This window comes from Gemella sp., assembly GCF_057272915.1.
On record NZ_DBHIUF010000004.1, the window covers coordinates 19,108 to 37,091 of the forward strand.

The 17,984-nt window shown below is 33.6% G+C and carries 17 protein-coding genes and 1 riboswitch; of the genes, 1 reads left to right on the forward strand and 16 read right to left on the reverse strand.

Annotation, left to right across the window (positions count from 1 at the left end):
* Nucleotides 1–8 precede the first annotated feature (8 nt).
* From grdB to ACO6OL_RS02660, 6 genes are read right to left on the reverse strand one after another with little or no spacing between them, the layout of a single operon-like run.
* Nucleotides 9–1,316, reverse strand: a complete 1,308-nt coding sequence (gene grdB / locus ACO6OL_RS02635) for a glycine reductase complex selenoprotein B (protein WP_485502020.1) — start codon at nt 1,314–1,316, stop codon at nt 9–11.
* Between the two features lie 37 nt (nt 1,317–1,353).
* On the reverse strand, nt 1,354–1,815 hold the full coding sequence (grdA, locus tag ACO6OL_RS02640; RefSeq protein WP_314159881.1) for a glycine/sarcosine/betaine reductase complex selenoprotein A: 462 nt from the start codon (nt 1,813–1,815) through the stop codon (nt 1,354–1,356).
* 53 nt (nt 1,816–1,868) lie between these two features.
* Nucleotides 1,869–3,155 (reverse strand): glycine/sarcosine/betaine reductase component B subunit, encoded by a 1,287-nt coding sequence (locus ACO6OL_RS02645; RefSeq protein ID WP_314159882.1) that lies wholly within the window; start codon nt 3,153–3,155, stop codon nt 1,869–1,871.
* 31 nt (nt 3,156–3,186) lie between these two features.
* Nucleotides 3,187–3,504: a thioredoxin TrxA gene (gene trxA, locus ACO6OL_RS02650; RefSeq protein ID WP_003144580.1), complete on the reverse strand. Its 318-nt coding sequence runs from the start codon at nt 3,502–3,504 to the stop codon at nt 3,187–3,189.
* A 32-nt stretch (nt 3,505–3,536) separates the two neighbouring features.
* Nucleotides 3,537–4,481, reverse strand: a complete 945-nt coding sequence (locus tag ACO6OL_RS02655) for an NAD(P)/FAD-dependent oxidoreductase (protein ID WP_485502021.1) — start codon at nt 4,479–4,481, stop codon at nt 3,537–3,539.
* Nucleotides 4,482–4,504: 23 nt separating this feature from the next.
* Nucleotides 4,505–4,873 carry a GrdX family protein gene (locus tag ACO6OL_RS02660; RefSeq protein ID WP_314159884.1) on the reverse strand — a complete coding sequence of 123 codons (369 nt, stop codon included), beginning with the start codon at nt 4,871–4,873 and terminating at the stop codon, nt 4,505–4,507.
* Between the two features lie 75 nt (nt 4,874–4,948).
* Nucleotides 4,949–5,045: riboswitch (glycine riboswitch) on the reverse strand.
* A gap of 393 nt (nt 5,046–5,438) precedes the next feature.
* On the opposite strand from ACO6OL_RS02660, the gene rarD reads away from it, so the two are divergent.
* The gene (gene rarD, locus ACO6OL_RS02665) at nt 5,439–6,356 is read left to right on the forward strand and encodes an EamA family transporter RarD (RefSeq protein ID WP_314159885.1); all 918 of its coding nucleotides are present in this window, start codon (nt 5,439–5,441) and stop codon (nt 6,354–6,356) included.
* A gap of 44 nt (nt 6,357–6,400) precedes the next feature.
* On the opposite strand, the gene ACO6OL_RS02670 is transcribed toward rarD, so the two are convergent.
* The 10 genes from ACO6OL_RS02670 to ACO6OL_RS02715 form a co-directional block, all read right to left on the reverse strand.
* Nucleotides 6,401–6,871, reverse strand: a complete 471-nt coding sequence (locus ACO6OL_RS02670; RefSeq protein ID WP_314159886.1) for an NUDIX hydrolase — start codon at nt 6,869–6,871, stop codon at nt 6,401–6,403.
* Between the two features lie 211 nt (nt 6,872–7,082).
* Complete coding sequence (gene galU / locus ACO6OL_RS02675; protein ID WP_060914668.1) at nt 7,083–7,958, reverse strand: UTP--glucose-1-phosphate uridylyltransferase GalU; 876 nt, start codon at nt 7,956–7,958, stop codon at nt 7,083–7,085.
* 255 nt (nt 7,959–8,213) lie between these two features.
* On the reverse strand, nt 8,214–9,551 hold the full coding sequence (locus ACO6OL_RS02680) for a S1C family serine protease (RefSeq protein ID WP_485502022.1): 1,338 nt from the start codon (nt 9,549–9,551) through the stop codon (nt 8,214–8,216).
* A 144-nt stretch (nt 9,552–9,695) separates the two neighbouring features.
* Nucleotides 9,696–10,112: a hypothetical protein gene (locus tag ACO6OL_RS02685; protein WP_485502023.1), complete on the reverse strand. Its 417-nt coding sequence runs from the start codon at nt 10,110–10,112 to the stop codon at nt 9,696–9,698.
* A 170-nt stretch (nt 10,113–10,282) separates the two neighbouring features.
* A complete protein-coding gene (locus ACO6OL_RS02690) occupies nt 10,283–10,816 on the reverse strand; it encodes a hypothetical protein (protein WP_485502024.1) in 534 nt (177 codons plus the stop codon).
* 26 nt (nt 10,817–10,842) lie between these two features.
* Nucleotides 10,843–11,544 (reverse strand): peptidoglycan editing factor PgeF, encoded by a 702-nt coding sequence (pgeF, locus tag ACO6OL_RS02695; protein ID WP_485502025.1) that lies wholly within the window; start codon nt 11,542–11,544, stop codon nt 10,843–10,845.
* Nucleotides 11,545–11,602: 58 nt separating this feature from the next.
* Complete coding sequence (locus ACO6OL_RS02700; protein ID WP_485502026.1) at nt 11,603–12,430, reverse strand: KilA-N domain-containing protein; 828 nt, start codon at nt 12,428–12,430, stop codon at nt 11,603–11,605.
* Nucleotides 12,431–12,826: 396 nt separating this feature from the next.
* The gene (locus ACO6OL_RS02705) at nt 12,827–13,051 is read right to left on the reverse strand and encodes a KH domain-containing protein (RefSeq protein WP_003144479.1); all 225 of its coding nucleotides are present in this window, start codon (nt 13,049–13,051) and stop codon (nt 12,827–12,829) included.
* Nucleotides 13,052–13,061: 10 nt separating this feature from the next.
* Complete coding sequence (gene leuS, locus ACO6OL_RS02710; RefSeq protein ID WP_485502027.1) at nt 13,062–15,491, reverse strand: leucine--tRNA ligase; 2,430 nt, start codon at nt 15,489–15,491, stop codon at nt 13,062–13,064.
* A gap of 386 nt (nt 15,492–15,877) precedes the next feature.
* Entirely contained in the window at nt 15,878–17,944 is a 2,067-nt protein-coding gene (locus tag ACO6OL_RS02715; protein ID WP_485502028.1) for a C39 family peptidase, read from the reverse strand.
* Nucleotides 17,945–17,984: the final 40 nt, after the last annotated feature.

A 17,984-nucleotide genomic window follows, 5' to 3' on the forward strand; every position in this document is an offset into this window, starting at 1 on the left:
CTTTTTTATTATTCGAATACTGTTTGTCCGTCAACTTCTACAGTTAAAGCATGTAATGCTTTTTCTACAAGTCCACGTCTTAATTTTTTCTCTTCATCCGCATCTAGTTTTGGATTTCCTAGTGGGTGAGGGATTGCGATAGTTGGAACGATTCTGTTAGCTCCAACTGTTAGAGAAATCGGTACTACTGTACACATGTGAACCACAGGTATACCCGCTCTCTCAATTTCTTTTACCATCGTTGCACCGCAACGAGTACAAGTTCCTCAAGTAGAAGTTAAGATTACAGCATCTACTCCATCGGCTACTAATTTTTGTGCATATTCTTTAGCGAATCCTACAGCACTAGCTACGGCAGTACCGTTACCTACTGTAGTATAGAATTTTTCATGTAAGCTTCCTACTTTACCTTCTTTAACAAATTCTCTCATTACGTCTACAGGTAATACACGGTCAGCATCTTCGTTAGCGTATACTGGGTCGTATCCACCGTGAGCTGTTTCGTGAGTTGCATCAGTTAAATCAGTAAATCCTTCTAATGAATATTCACCATATTTAGATGCAGAAGATGATTCGATGTGATCTGGATTTCCTTTTGGAACGATACCACCAGAAGTAACTAAAGCGATTTTAGCTTTACTTAAATCTTTAACAGCTGGATTTGGCTCAACTCTGTCAAAGTTAGGCATTGGATATTCTGTTTCGAATTCTTCACCTTTAATTTTCTTAACAAGCATTTCAACAGCACGTTCTGATCCACGTTTGTCACTGAAGAAGTTAACACGGATTCCTCTTTCATGGTATCCTTCTTCTTTTGGAGAAAGGATTTCTTCACCTTTAGCTAATTTTGCTGCAAATTTAGCTAATTTTGGTAAAGCTTTTCTCATACCAGCTGCACTGTCAGCTGTTTCAAGAATATAAACTTCTTTTCTAAACATGTCTGTTCCTGGGTTTTCTACATACATTGCTGTTACAGCTGGAATTCCTAATTCGTCTTGAACAGCTTTAGTAATTGTACCAGCTGCTACCCCGTAACGCCCTGCATTGAATGCTGGACCAGCGATAAATAATTGTGGTTCGCATCCTTTAATCATTTCTAAAAGTTCTGGTTGAACTTTTTCTAAGTTTTCGTTGAAGTAACTATCACCACAAACTACTGCAGCTACTACTTCAAATTCTTCTCCCAATTGCCCTTGTAACTGAACACTAATCGGTGGTAATTCAGTTCTTAATTCCGGTGCAATGTGGGCTTGTTCTTCTCCACCTACTCCAGCGAAGAATTGGTTTATATAATGTACTACTCTTATTTTAGACATTTTTATTTCCCCCTATAACTATTATTTAGATTTTTAATTACTCTCCACGAACATCTTTCATTTCGCTTGCGATTTCATCAATATCTAATACCATTTCCATCATTCCAACTTGATCTTCATAGATAGCTTCATCTATTTGAGATTTAATTTCTTCTTCTACAACGTGATATACAGCAAGATTTAATGCTACACCTGCAAGTGGTCCTGCAAATGTTGGGTCACCTGCTGTTACTGTTTCAGCTGCTAGACCAGCAGCTTCGGCTTCAGATGCACCTAGTAAAACCACAACGTTTTCGTTACCGTATTTTTCGGCAGCTTCTTTAACACGTTTTTGGTTTTCTAAGTCCATAGCCCCTGCAGCTGTTCAGACAAAACATTCAGTAGATGAGAATACTACTTCTAATCCTTCGATTGGTTTTACACACTCTTCAATAGCTAATCCTGGGATACCATCACGGTCACCAATGATAACTACTTTTTTATTAATAAGACTTACCATTATCTTATTTCCTCCTTGTTAAAATCTATAACATTTATTTTTATTTTGCTTAATTAGAAAGTTTTAGTACTTAAGTAACCGAAACCTGTTTCGTTAGTAGCACCTGTAATAGCTTGAATTTCAACTTCGATAGTTCCATCTTCTCTTAATGAGTCTTGGTTACCACCAGCAATTACATTTACTACATCAATGTGTCCGATAACTTTATCTAATTTTGGTAATACAACCACTTGGTTAGCATTTCCTCCAGTTACTACAGCGTCAGCAGCTACGTCAGCATCAGCTAAACTTTGGCTGGCTCCGTCACGCCCTGCATATTCATCAGTTACGATAACTGTTTTAACTTTTTCAGCTTCAATTTTTTTACAGTTCATAATTAAGTCAGTATCTGGGTTACCAAATCCTTCTTGAGATACGATTACAGCATCTAAGTTTAAGTAACGGCAAAGTTTTGCAGTCCAGTTAGATGAACGTTCTTTATCCATTAAATAAACATTTTCATTAGTGATGATTACACCTAAGAAGTTAATTTCTTTACCATGTTTTTTGTATAAATCTTCAATAACACCATTGTTTAAGTGCACATATGTTGGGTTTTTATCACATGCTGATACACAGTTACCACTTACAATTGCACCATCCATGATTTCTGTTGGATATAGAATAGTTGGTACGATTTGTTTAGCATCAACACCATATACATAAGTATCGTGTAATAAACCTTGAGTTTGAAGCATGTATACATAACCTACTTTTGGTAGATCTGGATATTCAGCAATTTGTTCTAATAAAGGTTTAGTTTCAAACACTTCTACTTCTTCTGGTTCTAATGAACGAGCTAATTCTGCAATGTAACGAGCAGCTTTGAATCCGATGTAACGAACTGCTTTTTCGTGTTCGTGTTGTTTAACTCCTTCTTTAGGTTCAGCAATAACGATTAAGTTATTTGTTTTAGAGAATGGAGTGTAGTCAGCTCCAACTCCAGTCATATCGATGATACCTTCTTGGAATCCTACGATTTTACCAGTAGTTACTACAGCCATACCTTTAAGTGCGATTGTACGACCTTCACCTACTGTATCAACTTTTGAAAGGATACCTGGGAAAATTCCTCCACGACCTTCAACTTTAACACGAGGTTCAATTACATCCTTAACAGGTGTAATACGAACACTCTCACCTGGACGAGCAATTTCTAAATCAACAGATTCAATTGCATCATCCTCGAAAACAGCTTTTACAAGCTCTTCTTTATTTACATATAATACGTTTGCCTCGATTTTTGATTCTGCAGCAAATTGTATATCTTTAATATGGATCTTTCCTAATTCAAGACGCATACCTAATACCTCCCCATTGAGTTTATTTTTTTTATAAATATTTGTTAATCATAGCTTCTATATTTGGAACAGTAGCATCATCTTTAGTTACTTCTTCGACTTTGCTTCCGTCTTTATATATGGCTATTGTTGGTAACCCTAAAACTTTTTGTTTGATTGCAAGTCTTCTTGCTTTTGTTGTATCTAGAGCAGCAAACTTAAGTTTGTCTCCGTATTTGTCTGCTAATTCATGTACACTTGGCATAAGTGCTTTACATGGTTCGCATCCTTGGCTCCAGAAGTCTACTAACACGTATCCTTCGGCTTCCAATACTTCACTCTCAAAGTTTTCTTTGTTTAGTTCTAACATTGTCTTTATCTCCTTTTTTATTTTTTAAAATTTTATTCAAATTTTTCAGCAATATATTTTTCTGCAGTGATTGCTGCTACAGCACCATCACATACAGCTGTAACTACTTGACGAATTTCTTTTTGACGACAGTCACCAGCTACATATACACCTTCAACACTTGTTTTAGTGTCTTCTCCAGCTTTAACATAACCACCTTCAGTTAGTTCAACTTTACCTTCAAATAGTTTAGTTTGAGGAACATATCCGATGAAGAAGAATAATCCCATAGTTCCATCTTCTTCGTCAGCTTCTACCACATACTCTTCACCTGTAGCTACATTTTTCAATTTAATAGCTTCTAAAATTCCATCACCAATTGCTTCAAGAACAACTGTTTCAGTTCTAATTTCGATTTGTGGGTGATTTCTTGCTTTTTCAGCTGTAATTCTTTCACAGTGAATATCTTCTTCAAAGTGGATGATTGTTACTTTACGAGCAAATTTAGTTAAGAATAGAGCTTCTTCTACAGCACTATTTCCTCCACCAACTACGTATACTTCAAGACCATCGAAGAAGTCACCATCACAAGTAGCACAGTAAGAAATACCTTTACTTTCTAATTCTCTAACACCTGGAATATCTAATTTTCTTGGAGATGCTCCAGTTGCGATTACTACTGCTTTAGCTGTGTAATCACCGCTTGTACAAGTAACTACTTTTTCGTCGCCTTCAAGATTAACATCTAGTACTTCTTCTTGTTTGAATTCAGTACCGAAGTTTTTCGCTTGTTCTGCCATTCTCGCTGTTAAACGTGGTCCAGTTGGATCTTCAATGGCACCAGGATAGTTTTCAATCATGTGAGTGATTGCTGCTTGTCCCCCATTTTTTGATTTTTCTAGAACCAAAACATTTAATTTAGCACGAGAAGCGTATAACGCTGCTGATAAACCTGCAGGTCCAGAACCGATAATAATTACATCATAATGTCTACTCATAATTATTCTCCTTTATTTATTTTTTATAAAATTCTTTTTATCGCATTTAATAGTAAATCGTGATCGATAACACTGAAATCGTCTTTTACTCTATCAGTCCACTGAGGAACTTCTTTGTTATTTCTAAATTTTTCAAAAGTTCCTACCGCTTCAGAAATTAAATTAATAGAAGCAACATCTAATTCAGTATTTTTTCTAATAACTACTGATCTGTAAATTGTTTCGTTTGGTTTAACACTTCCATATAGAGGGTGTGTTACAACTTCCCAGTTTTCATGAACGTAGTCTCTAACTTTTTTTAATATATCTAAGTATTCAACTTCATGGTATTCTACTTCGATATCTCTAAAATTTTCTTTCAAAAATCTTGGATTGTTTGTTATCAATTTCATAGCATCCCACCTAAAATAAAAACAACACAAAGAAAGCTTAGTTAGCTCTCTCTCTGTTGACTTGCTTCAGAGTTCTGTCCTAGTACAGTCTTTTTACCTGAGAATTTCACTAACATTCGCTAAATGTTAACTTGTCCCTTCGGTGTCCATTGTCCTCTCCCATACTAATCATACAGTTATCTTTTTCATACCCTTATTTTATACTATTTCTCAAACAAATGGAACCCCTTTTTTATTGAGTGGATACGTTTTAAAAAAATATATTAGTATATGTTTTTTCTGAAATTAGTATTGAATCCCCTTCAAAAGTGTTATATAACTATTTTTAAACTTAAACCACGAAAATATTTTTGTTTTTTCTAGATTATAGTTTTATAAATTAAGATAGCACCCTTCTTTGAAAATTCTATTGCAAAGCTTTTGAAAATAATGAAAATTACTCATCTATAAAAAAATATTAGATTTTTTTCGATTATTTTTTATGCGTAGCTATCTATTTTCATTGAAATATACAATATTTTTCGTTATACTTATCATACATTCACTTAAGATAAGGAGATACAATATGAATAATACTCAAAAAAGTTTACTATCTATCCTCGTATGTTATTTTTCATGGGGATTATTCCCTATATATTTTAAATTATTAAAAGAAATAGGTGCATATGAAGTTCTTGCAATGAGGATTATATGTTCTTTTGTTTTTATGATTATCGTAGTCACAATTGCAAAAAATAAAAAATCTATCTTCAATGAAATAACAACTCTCTGGAAAGATAAGAAAAGTGTCTTACTATTAGTACTAGCTTCATTTTTAATAACATTAAACTGGCTTACATATATAATTGCGGTAAACACTAACCACGTACTAGAGGCAAGTTTTGGATATTACTTAAATCCAATTGTTACAATTATACTAGCGGTAGTATTTCTAAAAGAGAAATTAACACGTACACAAACAATAGCGTGTCTATGTGTTGGAGGTTCTTTGATTTACCTATTTATTTCACTCGGATCTCTTCCATGGATTTCTATATTACTAGCACTAAGTTTTGGGCTTTATAGCTTATGTAAGAAAAAAATTGTTCTTAGTCCAAAAGCAAGCTTACTTATTGAAACAGCTATAGTTTCTCCTATCGCACTTATTTACATGGGATATCTTTCATCGAATAACTCAATTACATTCTATTCTTTTGGAACAGATACATTAATATATTTATTATTATCTGGTGTAATTACTGCAGTTCCACTAATGTTATTTGCTAAAGGAGCTACAGCAATTCCACTATACATTTTAGGTATTCTCCAATACTTACCACCTACAATGCAATTCTTCATAGGAATCTTTGTATACGGAGAAGTATTAAGCATTCAGAAACTAATATCATTCTCAATAATTTGGGTAGCCGTAGCAGTATTCTGTTATTCTGCAGTTATATCAATGAAAAAACAAAACTTAATCAATGCAAGTCATAATAAATAATAAAGAAAAGAACTTATCCATATTTTTTCATGGATAAGTTCTTTTTATAATATTTCCCAATTTTTATATACTACTTTTTCTAATGCACCTTTATCATTGCTTAATTCCTGTTTGAATTTCAAAATCAATGGCGAGGAATTATTTATATCTAATTCTTCAAAGTCAATCCAATATATTCCACTAGAATCATTTAGTTCATCTTCCAACTTTTCTGAAATCGTATCTTGCTGTTCGAGATTAATATCAACGTTATAAAATACCATAATATGATGTACTGTACGATTAGATTCTTCTACAAAAACATCATAGGCTCTGCAATTCCCATAACCTTTTATCTGACATCCCGTTTCTTCTTGAAATTCTCGAACTAAAGTTTCTGTGAGTCCCTCACTTTCTTTTTGACTACCTCCAGGTAAGTCAAATCTATTTTTATAAGGACCTCTTACCTTTTTTATACATAAAAGTTTATTATCTTTGATGCAAATCCCATAAACTCCAATGTAATTAATAATCATAATATACCTTCCTCAATTCTTCAAAAAGGGGCTGACCCAAAAGTCCTAAATTTTAACAAAGTGTATATGAGAACTCATAGACGCAGTGGTTTATTGACATCTAAATTCGCTTTATAAAAGCTTTTTAGATATCTAATAAACTTTGCGGGGGGTGACTCGACAAAATCGATTTCTCTAAAATCACGATTTTTGAGTCACTCCCGCTTTAATCTTATTCTAATTCTGCTAATTTAGCTTTTAAGTATGGCACTAAATCATCTTTTAAGTCAGACTTAAGTGCGAAGTCGATAGTAGTTTTAACAAATCCAATTGTTTCCCCTACATCGTAACGTTTACCTTGGAAGTCATATGCATAAACATTTTCTTCTTCGTTTAACATTTGGATAGCATCAGTTAATTGAACTTCTCCACCAACACCTACTTGTTTTTTAGCTAAGTGTTTGAAAATCCCTGGGTTAAGAACATATCTTCCCATAATCGCTTGATTAGATGGCGCTGTTCCTGGAGCTGGTTTTTCAACAAACGTTTCAACTTCATATAAATGACCATCTTGTCCTTTAGGAGCAATAACTCCGTATCTATGTGTTTGGTCTTCCGGAACTGTTTGAACCCCAATTACAGAACATCCTGTTTCTTCTGCTTTATCAATAAGTTGTTTGATTGCAGGGTATTCGTCATTAATTACAACGTCATCACCTAGTAATACTGCAAATGGCTCATCCCCAATAAAACTACGCGCAGTTAAGATTGCATCCCCTAATCCTGCCATTTCTTTTTGACGTACGTAGTGAATATTAGCAAGCTGCGTTGGATACTTAACTTTCTCTAACATTGCTAACTTGCCTTTATTCTCTAATTCAACTTCTAATTCAACATTTCTATCAAAGTGATCCTCAATAGCTCTTTTTTGCTTACCAGTTACAATAATTATATCTTCGATTCCAGCTTTTACCGCTTCTTCTACAATATATTGGATAGTAGGAGTATCGATAATAGGTAACATCTCTTTCGGTAATGCTTTAGTCGCAGGAAGGAAACGTGTACCATATCCTGCAGCTGGAATAATCGCTTTTCTTACTTTTTTCATGTTTTCACCTATATTCTTTTCTAAAAATTTTACAAATTAATAATAACACATTTTTTTTATTTTGACAACTTATTCTAGTAATTTTCAAACTACATAAATAACATTTCCAATTTCGCGCTTTAATCTATCCCCAATTAAAAAAATTGATATTATAATTTTTTAGAACTTTCATTATTATTCTCTTGCTGTGTTTCGAACATTTTTCAAACATCAAAAAAGACTTAGAACGGAGCATCCATCCTAAGTCTCAATATCCTATCTTGTATTTATTGCTTGAACAACTACATTTGTTGTATTTTCTTTACCATTTCTATAGTAAGTTACTTTTACAGTATCTCCAATTTTTGATTTCTCAAATAAGTATTTTCTAACTGCAGCAACGTCTTTTACTTCTTCACCATTTAATTTTGTAATGATATCATATTTCTCTAAACCTGCTTGCGCTGCTGGTGTCCCATTTTCAACATAGCGGACTACGACCCCTTGCTTACCTTCATAATTCAATTGAGATTTGACTGTATCACTATCAACGGTATTCACAGATACTAGTTGCACACCTAGCGCAGGTCTAATCACTCTACCTGATTGTTCTAATTGTTCAGTAATAAGTTTCACTTCATTTGAAGGTATACCGAATCCAATTCCCTCAGCACTTACATTAGATGTTGCCTTAGCAATTTTAGACTCGTTAATACCGATAAGTTTACCTTCACTGTTGATTAATGCACCACCACTATTACCTGGGTTAATAGCCGCATCTGTTTGGATTACAGTTTGGTTCCAGTCATTTTTACCGTCACCATCAACATCCATAGGAATTTGTCTATTTACAGCCGATACAATTCCTTTTGTAACAGTATTAGATAAGTTAACATCTAAAGGTGATCCGATAGCGAATGCTGTTTCACCAACTGCAATTTTATCACTATCAGCAAAATCCATCGTTGTAGTTACATTATCTCCACTAATTTTTAATACCGCAAGGTCTGTCCAAACATCAGTCCCGACAACTTCCGCATTTACATTAGTCCCATCACTTAAGATAACAGATAACTTCTTAGCACCATTAACAACGTGGTTATTAGTTACAACATATGCTGTATTCCCTACTTTTTTGTAGATCACTCCACTACCACTAGAAGCTGCTTTTAAATCACCAGAATCATTACCAGATCTACTAGAACCTCCTAAGATTGACTCTAGGTTATTAGATGTGCTGCTTTGGTAGTTCACGATTGAAACTACTGCATCTTTTGCTTTTGAAATTGCGTTTACCGTAATTTGTTCATTATCTTTGTCTTCTTTTGTCGCTGTTACCGAAGAATTTAGAGTCTTACCTGTTCCCATTACCGCTTGTGCTCCAAAAACACTAGTAGCTCCAAGAGCAAACGCTGCAAAAACAGTTAGGAATAATTTTCCATAGTTATTTTTCTGCTGAACAGGCACTTGCACATTGTTCATCTCTTGATAATTTTCATAATTATTGTACTGAGAATTTTCTACACTATCATAATTTTGATAATTATTTTGTTCATTATAATTTCCTTGATTATTTAATTCTTCATTATTTTGGTTGTTATTTCTATTTTCCATAAGAATCCTCCTTTTAAACCTCATTTTTATTATTTTAAGGTTAAGATTATTTTACTTATATTTTTATAATATCAGTAGCAACTTAAACAAAGTTTAAAGAAAAGTTTAAATGTACTTAATATTTTTTACGAATAAATTTTTATACTAATTTCCTACTTTATGATTTAAAGTCATGTATTGTAAAAATCTAAATATATTAAATAAACCACAAAACATTATTAAATAGTAATAAATAAAGACCTTATCCGCATTATAATTTATAATGAAATATATTGAAAAGATTATAAATACTATATTCAATATAAAACTAAATAAAAATCTTCTAGCTCTTAAAAATAATACTAACTGAATAACTAAAATAACAATAAAACAAGCTATTATTACTTTTATATTTGTATCAGTAAAGTATTTTGGGAATTTATAAATATTTCTGTATAATATATGTCTTATCATCCCCATCTTTCTTTCAGAAAAATAATACCATCCAGAAATCATTATCAATAGTAAAATTTCTAATAACATAAATAAAAAATATAATTTTCTATGTTTTCTCTTACTCATTTTTTACCTCCTTATATTAAATTCTGTTTATTATTCTATATGTAAATTATATGAAAAAAATAAGAAGGATGCAACATTTGTAACCTAATGAAACCTAAATAAAAAAACTCAAACGTAATTAATCCATGATTGAAGTTCAAACATGACAAAATTACGCTTGATGTTTATCTTTATACTAATACTATATATTTTTTACAGATATCCGCGAAGAATCCTTGAACATCGCCTGCTTTAAGCATATCCTCTTGTTCTTGATCCACAATATAGTTCTCGCTAGCTTCCATAACCGCAAGAAGTCGTTTGAAAGTATCAGCAAATAGTGCTTCATCTTCATTTAGTAAATAGTTGAAGTTTTGTTCAGCAAAAAATGGAACGAAAACCTCTCTAAATGCACCTTGACGTATTCTACCAATAAGTTTTTCGCCACTTGCTGCAACAAATAAATCACCTTGTTTTTCTACAAATTCCTTCGCTTTTATATAACTAGAAAAAATTTGGAACCCTTCCGCTTCCTTATACTCTCTAAAAACTGGAATTTTAAGACCTTGTTCTTCATAAAGTGCTTTATCGATTATCACAAAAACCTCTTCTAAATCCCAGAATTCTTTCGCTATATAATAAAATGCTACACGCCATCTACTATCACTTTTCGGCAATCTTTTAAATGTAGCTACTTGTTCTACTAATTTAATATCTTTTTCCAATATAATTTCCTCTATTCTATGTGAATTTAATCTAATTGAATTATTGTTCCAATACGTTTTGAAGTAGCATTGTCCAACCTATATGAGAAGAATTTATCATTATCTCTTACCGTACAGAAATCAATAATTTTAATGTTATCTTCTAGTATACCACATTTTTTTAATAATTCTTTATTCAATTTCCATAAATCTAAATAATATTTACCATCAACTTCTTTATAATAGTTTGGCACTTCTAAAATAGCGAATTTTTCGATAAGTTCATAAGAAACTTCGTAGTTATCCACACTAACCGATGGACCTATAATTGTCTTAATATCTTCTACCTTACATCTATATTTATTTGTCATGATATTTACCATTTCCCCGGCAATATTTCCATATGTTCCACGCCATCCTGCATGAGCTAAGGCTACAACACCTTGCTTTTTATCATAGAAAACAACAGGTACACAATCAGCTGTAAAAATCAATAACGGAGTATTTCTAAGATTAGTAATTAAACCATCCGCTTCCTTCCCGTTTTCTGTAAAATCGTCTCCAGATTCAACAATACGAACGTCTGCTCCATGAACCTGAGTATTATAAACTATGTTATCATGATTAAATCCATACTTAGCAGAGAATTTTTTCATATCTTCACTACTCTTCGCATCAACATTCCTATTAGTAAATGCTATTTTCACATTGTCATCATTAATTAGATAACCGTCTAATATTTCGTGCATACTTTCCTCCTAATTAACATATTATTTATACATACATTATTTCAAAATCAGAATAGATTTATTTTAATTTTTTCAATTCCTGTAATGCTTTTTGATTATTTTTTATTAATATATTTTGTTGCTCTATTGCAATTTCATTTAATTTTTGTAATCTAATTTCAGACGATACACCTGATTTTAACATATCAGCATTTAATATTTGTAAATTGTTCATTATCATTAACTGCTCAATAGTAGAATTATCCCTTAAATTTCCTTCTTTTTCTGGATATTTATTTTTAAATTCTTTTGCAGTCATTCCGTATAAAGCCATATTTAAAATATCAGCTTCACTTGCATACTTATGTCTTATTTGTGTAGTAGTAAGTGTAGGTGTTATTAAGTTATTTTTTATTGCATCTGTATGAATAGTATAGTTTAATTTTGAAATATATCTATTAGTTTGCCATTCTAATTTATTTTTATATGATTCTTCCTGTTTTAATCTTTGATAATCTTGAATAATATATAATTTAAACTCTGGAGAAATCCAAGAAGCAAATTCAAACGCAATATCCGAATGTGCATAAGTCCCACCATATCTACCTGCTGTTGACTTAATCCCCACTGCATTTGTAGTTTGTATCCATTTTTGAGGAGTTAAAACAAAACTATTAGCCCCTGCTTCATTTTTAACCGCGTCGAATTCGACACGGTTAAAATTGCTATTATTCATTTGTTCCCAAACACCTAAAAACTCTATTGTTGATTTATTTCTTAGCCAATTTTGTATGATATATCTTGGATTTTCCGAGTCTTTATATTTTGCAATGTCAGTTAAACTGATATAATCAGTATCTGAAGTTAATAGCGCTATTTCATTGCCATTAGCTTTAATTTTTACCATTTTATATCCCTTCCTTTATATTTAATTATGACTTTCTTATATTTAATATTTTTCTTATCATATAAAACGTACAATATAACTATACTCTTCTATCTCCCATTTTAAAAATCAATTCTTCTCTCAACTAATTATACTATATCCATTTTAAAATTTAAATAAATAGTAACCTGGACTTTATATACAAAAAACTATGATATAAAACAAAATAGGGAGTGACTCAAAAATCGCGATTTCGGAGAAATCGATTTTTTAGAGTCACCCCCGCACAGGTTATTAGATATCTAAAAAGCTTTATAAAGCGAATTTAGATATCAATAAACCACTGCGTCTATGAGTTATCATATACACTTTTTTTATTTAGATTTTTTTCGTCAACACTATTAAACATTTATCTTATTATTCTACTAAATCTAAGTAAACTTTTTTACTAAATGTTGTTGAATTTAATACTGTACGGATTGCATTAATCACTGTACCTTTTTTCCCTATAATACGCCCACAGTCTTCTGGGTGTACTGTTAAAATGTAATGTTCACGTGCATTTTTAACGAATTTTTCGATTTTAATTTCATCTTTATGCTCAACAATTTCGCTAACAATACTATAAATTAATTCTTCCATGTCTCTCTCCTTATTTAGCTACAATATTAACTAATCTTCCGGGAACAACAATCACCTTCATAACTTGTTTTCCTTCGATTAATTCTTTTACTTCTTCATTAGCTAGAACGATTTGTTCTAATTCAGCAGGTGTTAAGTCTTTCTTAACATCTAATTTAGTTTTAACTTTACCCATAAGTTGAACTACGATTTCTACAGTATCACTTACAAGTTTGCTTTCATCAAATGTCGGCCATGGTGCGTATGAGATTGACTCAGTGTTACCATAAATTTCCCACATTTCTTCAGCAAGGTGAGGTGCAAATGGTGCAAGAAGTTGGATAAATCCTAACGCATATTTACGAGGGATGTATTCAGCTTTATAGCAATCATTTACGAATACCATAAGTTGTGAAATAGCTGTGTTAAATCCAAGAATCTCAATATCTTCTGATACCTTCTTAATAGTGTAGTTATAGCTTACTTCTAATTCTGCATTATCTTTATCTTGAACTTTATCATTTACTTTTCCAGTTTCTTCATCTACGAATAAACGGTATACTCTATCCAAGAAACGACGAGAGCCATCTAGTCCATTTTCACTCCATGCGATAGAAGCATCTAATGGTCCCATGAACATCTCATAAACACGTAGTGTATCTGCACCGTGAGATACGATAATATCATCAGGGTTAACTACATTACCTTTAGATTTAGACATTTTTTCTGGACGACCATCTTTACCTTCAGCAAGAATCATACCTTGGTTGAATAGTTTTTGGAATGGTTCACGACTTGGTACTAATCCTAAATCGTAAAGTACTTTGTGCCAGAAACGAGCATATAGTAAGTGAAGTACTGCGTGCTCTGCTCCACCGATATAAACATCTACAGGTAACCAGTATTTTAATTTTTCTGGATCTGCGAACATTTCATCATTATGTGGATCGATGTAACGTAGGTAGTACCAACAAGAACCAGCCCATTGAGGCATTGTGTTAGTCTCACGTTTACCTTTTTTGCCAGTTTCAGGATCTACTACATTTAACCACTCTTCGATATTTGCAAGTGGAGATTCTCCTGTTCCTGATGGTTTAATGTTATCAGTTTCTGGTAGTAATAGTGGCAGTTCACTATCAGGTACTGTAGTCATAGTACCATCTTCCCAGTGAATAATTGGAATTGGTTCTCCCCAGTAACGTTGTCTTGAGAATAACCAGTCACGTAGTTTGTAAGTAACTTTACTACGTCCAACTTTATTTTCTTCTAAGAATTCAATAACTTTAGCGATAGCTTCTTCGTTGTTTAATCCATTGATGAAATCAGAGTTGATGTGTTTACCATCACCGTAGAATGGCACAACAACTTCACCATTATCTTCGATAACAGCTTTGATTGGTAGATTAAACTTAGTTGCAAACTCATAATCACGCTCATCGTGCGCAGGAACAGCCATAACAGCTCCAGTTCCGTAGCTTGCTAGAACGTAGTCCGCAATCCAAAGTTCTACTTTTTCACCATTTACAGGGTTAATCGCATAAGCTCCTGTGAATACTCCTGTTTTATCTTTGTTAAGGTCTGTTCTTTCAAGGTCAGACTTACGTTTAACGATATCGAGGTACTCCTCAACTACAGCTCTTTGCCCTTCAGTAACAATTTCTTCTACAAGTTTGTGTTCAGGTGCAAGTACACAGTAAGATACGCCAAACACAGTGTCAGCACGTGTAGTAAATACTGTGAATGCTTTATCAGTTCCTTCAATTTTGAAGTCAATCTCAGCACCAACAGATTTTCCAATCCAGTTACGTTGCATAGCTTTAAGACTTTCTGGCCAATCAAGAATATCTAAATCAGCAAGAAGTTTTTCAGCGTAATCAGTAATTTTTAGTACCCATTGACGCATTGGGCGACGCTCTACAGGGTGTCCTCCACGCTCAGATTTACCATCGATAACCTCTTCATTAGAAAGTACTGTCCCTAATGCTGGACACCAGTTTACAGGTACTTCATCAACATATGCAAGCCCTTTTTCATAAAGTTTTTTGAAAATCCATTGTGTCCACTTGTAGTAGTTAGGATCTGTTGTATTTACTTCACGATCCCAATCATAAGAAAATCCTAATTCTTTAATTTGGCGACGGAACGTGTCAATATTAGTTTTAGTAAAGTCTCTTGGATCATGACCAGTATCTAATGCATATTGTTCAGCAGGTAATCCGAACGCATCCCATCCCATTGGATGAAGTACATTATACCCATTTGCTCTTTTATATCTACTTAAGATATCAGTAGCCGTATACCCTTCTGGGTGACCTACGTGAAGTCCAGCTCCTGATGGATAAGGGAACATATCTAATGCATAGAATTTCTCTTTTGTATGATCATCTAATGTTTTAAATGTTTTATTTTCATCCCAATATTTTTGCCATTTTTTCTCTATAACTCTGTGGTTATATACCATAATTTAAGCACACTCCTTCGCTTTCAAGTTCTTTAACTAATAGTATACCAATTTTAATGAGTTTTAGCAACAACTGTTATAATTTAGTGCAAAAATAATGAAATGGGAGTGACTCAAAAATCGTGATTTCATAGAAATCGATTTTTTAGAGTCACCCCCGCACAGTTTATTAGATATCTAAAAAGCTTTTATAAAGCGAATTTAGATATCAATAAACCACTGCGTCTATGAGTTTTCACATGAACTTTTTTCAAAATCTAGTACTTTCGGATCAGCCCCATTATAAAACTATCAACAACCTATCTTATAAATTTAATATTACAGCAAAAAAACGACACAGGAAACTAGATTTCTTAAAATCAATATTCCTGCATCGTTCTATTCTATTATCCGATTGCTACGAATGACCCACCGATGTTAGTGTCGTAAGGATCTGTACTTCTTTGGTTCCAGATAGTATTGATGTCATACCATCTTCCTGTAGTATTAATATTATCTGGATCCATTGCTTTAGTTTTACCATTGCTGTATCCACTTAATGCGATAGCGTGAGTTAATCTGCCTTTTGCGAAAATACCATTTCCTACAGTCGCAAAGACAGGTTTACCACTTTGTAAAGCAGCGATAAGTTGTTCTTTAGTTGAAAGTACTGTGTGTTTGTATCCATAAGCGTTAATCGCATAAACAGCACCTTTACCTGATGTTCCTAGTCCTCCAACGTTCATTTCGTTAGTGTTGTTATAGATTGTATCAGCAACAGCTGTTGGCAATACTTTTTGTCCTAGTCCATTAAATACCATAGCTAATGATGTTGGTACACATCCACTTTGTGCCATTGTACCAAGACCATATCTTCTATTAGCCCAGCGCCAATCACCTTGATAGTATTGAGGCATATTTAAAGCAGCAGTGTTTTTGTCCGCTTTCGCGTAGTTAGGTACCCATTTACCACTTGAATCCACGTAGTAACGTCCATTATCTACCCAGGCACTCTTAGCCATCTTACCGTCAGCTCCTAGCCAATAGTTTCCTACCCACTTATTACGTGCTAATGAACCATCTTTTTCATAATAATACCATTCTCCACCATTACGTTTTTGCCAACCTAGTTCGTCATTTATGATAACTTTTTTCTTAATAGATGGATCTTTTTTACCAGATTTATCCACGTAGAAACGATCGTTGTCTACCCAATTATCTGTTACCATCTTACCATCTTTTCCTACCCAGTAAGTATCACCAATCCATCTACTACGAGCTAATGTTCCATTTTCATAGTAGAACCAGGCGTTGTTTTCTTTCACCCATCCTTGTTTCTTCTCTACAGGTTTTGGCGCTTCTTGTTTTTTAGCATCTTTTACCCATGCTCCATTTGGTCCTACGTAGTAACGTCCGTTGTCTACCCAGGCACTTGTTGCCATTTTCCCATCAGAACCTAGCCAATAGTTTCCTACCCATTTATTTTTAACTAGTGTTCCATTTTCATAATAGAACCAGGCGTTATTTTCTTTCACCCATCCTTGTTTCTTCTCTACAGGTTTTGGCGCTTCTTGTTTTTTAGCATCTTTTACCCATGCTCCATTTGGTCCTACGTAGTAACGTCCGTTGTCTACCCAGGCACTCGTTGCCATTTTTCCATCAGAACCTAGCCAATAGTTTCCTGCCCACGCATTTCTAGTAATTTGACCTTGGTGATAGAAGTACCAGGCTGTTCCTTCTTTAACCCAGCCTTGTTTTTTTTCTTCTGGTTTTGGTGTTTCTTGTTTCTTTGCATTTTTGTCCCATGCTCCGTTCGGTCCTACGTAGTAACGTCCGTTGTCTACCCAAGCACTTGTTGCCATTTTTCCATCGGCTCCAACCCAATATGTACTTCCAATCCATTTGCTACGAGCTAATGTTCCATTTTCATAGTAATACCAAGTGTTCCCTTCTTTCATCCAACCTTGTTTCTTAACTTCAGGTTTTGGCACTTCTTGTTTCTTAGCATTTTTATCCCATACTCCATTTGCTCCTACGTAGTAGCGACCATTATCCACCCATGCGCTTGTTGCCATTTTTCCATCTGAACCTAGCCAATAGCTTCCTACCCAGGCATTTCTAGTAATTTGACCTTGGTAGTAGAAGTACCAGGCATTTCCTTCTTTTACCCAGCCTTGTTTTTTTACTTCTGGTTTTTTAGCATTTTTTACCCATGCTCCATTACCATCTACATAGTATCGTCCATTATCCACCCATGCGTTTGTCACCATTTTCCCGTCAGAACCTAGCCAATAGTTTCCTGCCCACGCATTTCTGGCTAATGTTCCATTTTGATTGTAGAAATACCAAGTATTTCCACTCTTAACCCATCCTTGAGCTGCCAAAGCATCGTTACTTACTACAGCATTAACCGCAATCGGTGTAGTCAATACCGTTAACACTCCTAATCCTAATTTTAATTTATTTTTTGTCATAATATTTTCACCTCTAAAAATCTACATACTTATTTAAATT

What these genes read in the sequence shown, in the direction of transcription:
- ACO6OL_RS02645 (WP_314159882.1), bottom strand. Translation starts at nt 3,155, where the DNA reads ATGCGTCTTGAATTAGGAAAGATCCATATTAAAGATATACAATTTGCT.
- trxA (WP_003144580.1), bottom strand. Translation starts at nt 3,504, where the DNA reads ATGTTAGAACTAAACAAAGAAAACTTTGAGAGTGAAGTATTGGAAGCC.
- ACO6OL_RS02655 (WP_485502021.1), bottom strand. Translation starts at nt 4,481, where the DNA reads ATGAGTAGACATTATGATGTAATTATTATCGGTTCTGGACCTGCAGGT.
- ACO6OL_RS02660 (WP_314159884.1), bottom strand. Translation starts at nt 4,873, where the DNA reads ATGAAATTGATAACAAACAATCCAAGATTTTTGAAAGAAAATTTTAGA.
- rarD (WP_314159885.1), top strand. Translation starts at nt 5,439, where the DNA reads ATGAATAATACTCAAAAAAGTTTACTATCTATCCTCGTATGTTATTTT.
- ACO6OL_RS02670 (WP_314159886.1), bottom strand. Translation starts at nt 6,871, where the DNA reads ATGATTATTAATTACATTGGAGTTTATGGGATTTGCATCAAAGATAAT.
- galU (WP_060914668.1), bottom strand. Translation starts at nt 7,958, where the DNA reads ATGAAAAAAGTAAGAAAAGCGATTATTCCAGCTGCAGGATATGGTACA.
- ACO6OL_RS02680 (WP_485502022.1), bottom strand. Translation starts at nt 9,551, where the DNA reads ATGGAAAATAGAAATAACAACCAAAATAATGAAGAATTAAATAATCAA.
- ACO6OL_RS02685 (WP_485502023.1), bottom strand. Translation starts at nt 10,112, where the DNA reads ATGAGTAAGAGAAAACATAGAAAATTATATTTTTTATTTATGTTATTA.
- pgeF (WP_485502025.1), bottom strand. Translation starts at nt 11,544, where the DNA reads ATGCACGAAATATTAGACGGTTATCTAATTAATGATGACAATGTGAAA.
- ACO6OL_RS02700 (WP_485502026.1), bottom strand. Translation starts at nt 12,430, where the DNA reads ATGGTAAAAATTAAAGCTAATGGCAATGAAATAGCGCTATTAACTTCA.
- ACO6OL_RS02705 (WP_003144479.1), bottom strand. Translation starts at nt 13,051, where the DNA reads ATGGAAGAATTAATTTATAGTATTGTTAGCGAAATTGTTGAGCATAAA.
- leuS (WP_485502027.1), bottom strand. Translation starts at nt 15,491, where the DNA reads ATGGTATATAACCACAGAGTTATAGAGAAAAAATGGCAAAAATATTGG.
- ACO6OL_RS02715 (WP_485502028.1), bottom strand. Translation starts at nt 17,944, where the DNA reads ATGACAAAAAATAAATTAAAATTAGGATTAGGAGTGTTAACGGTATTG.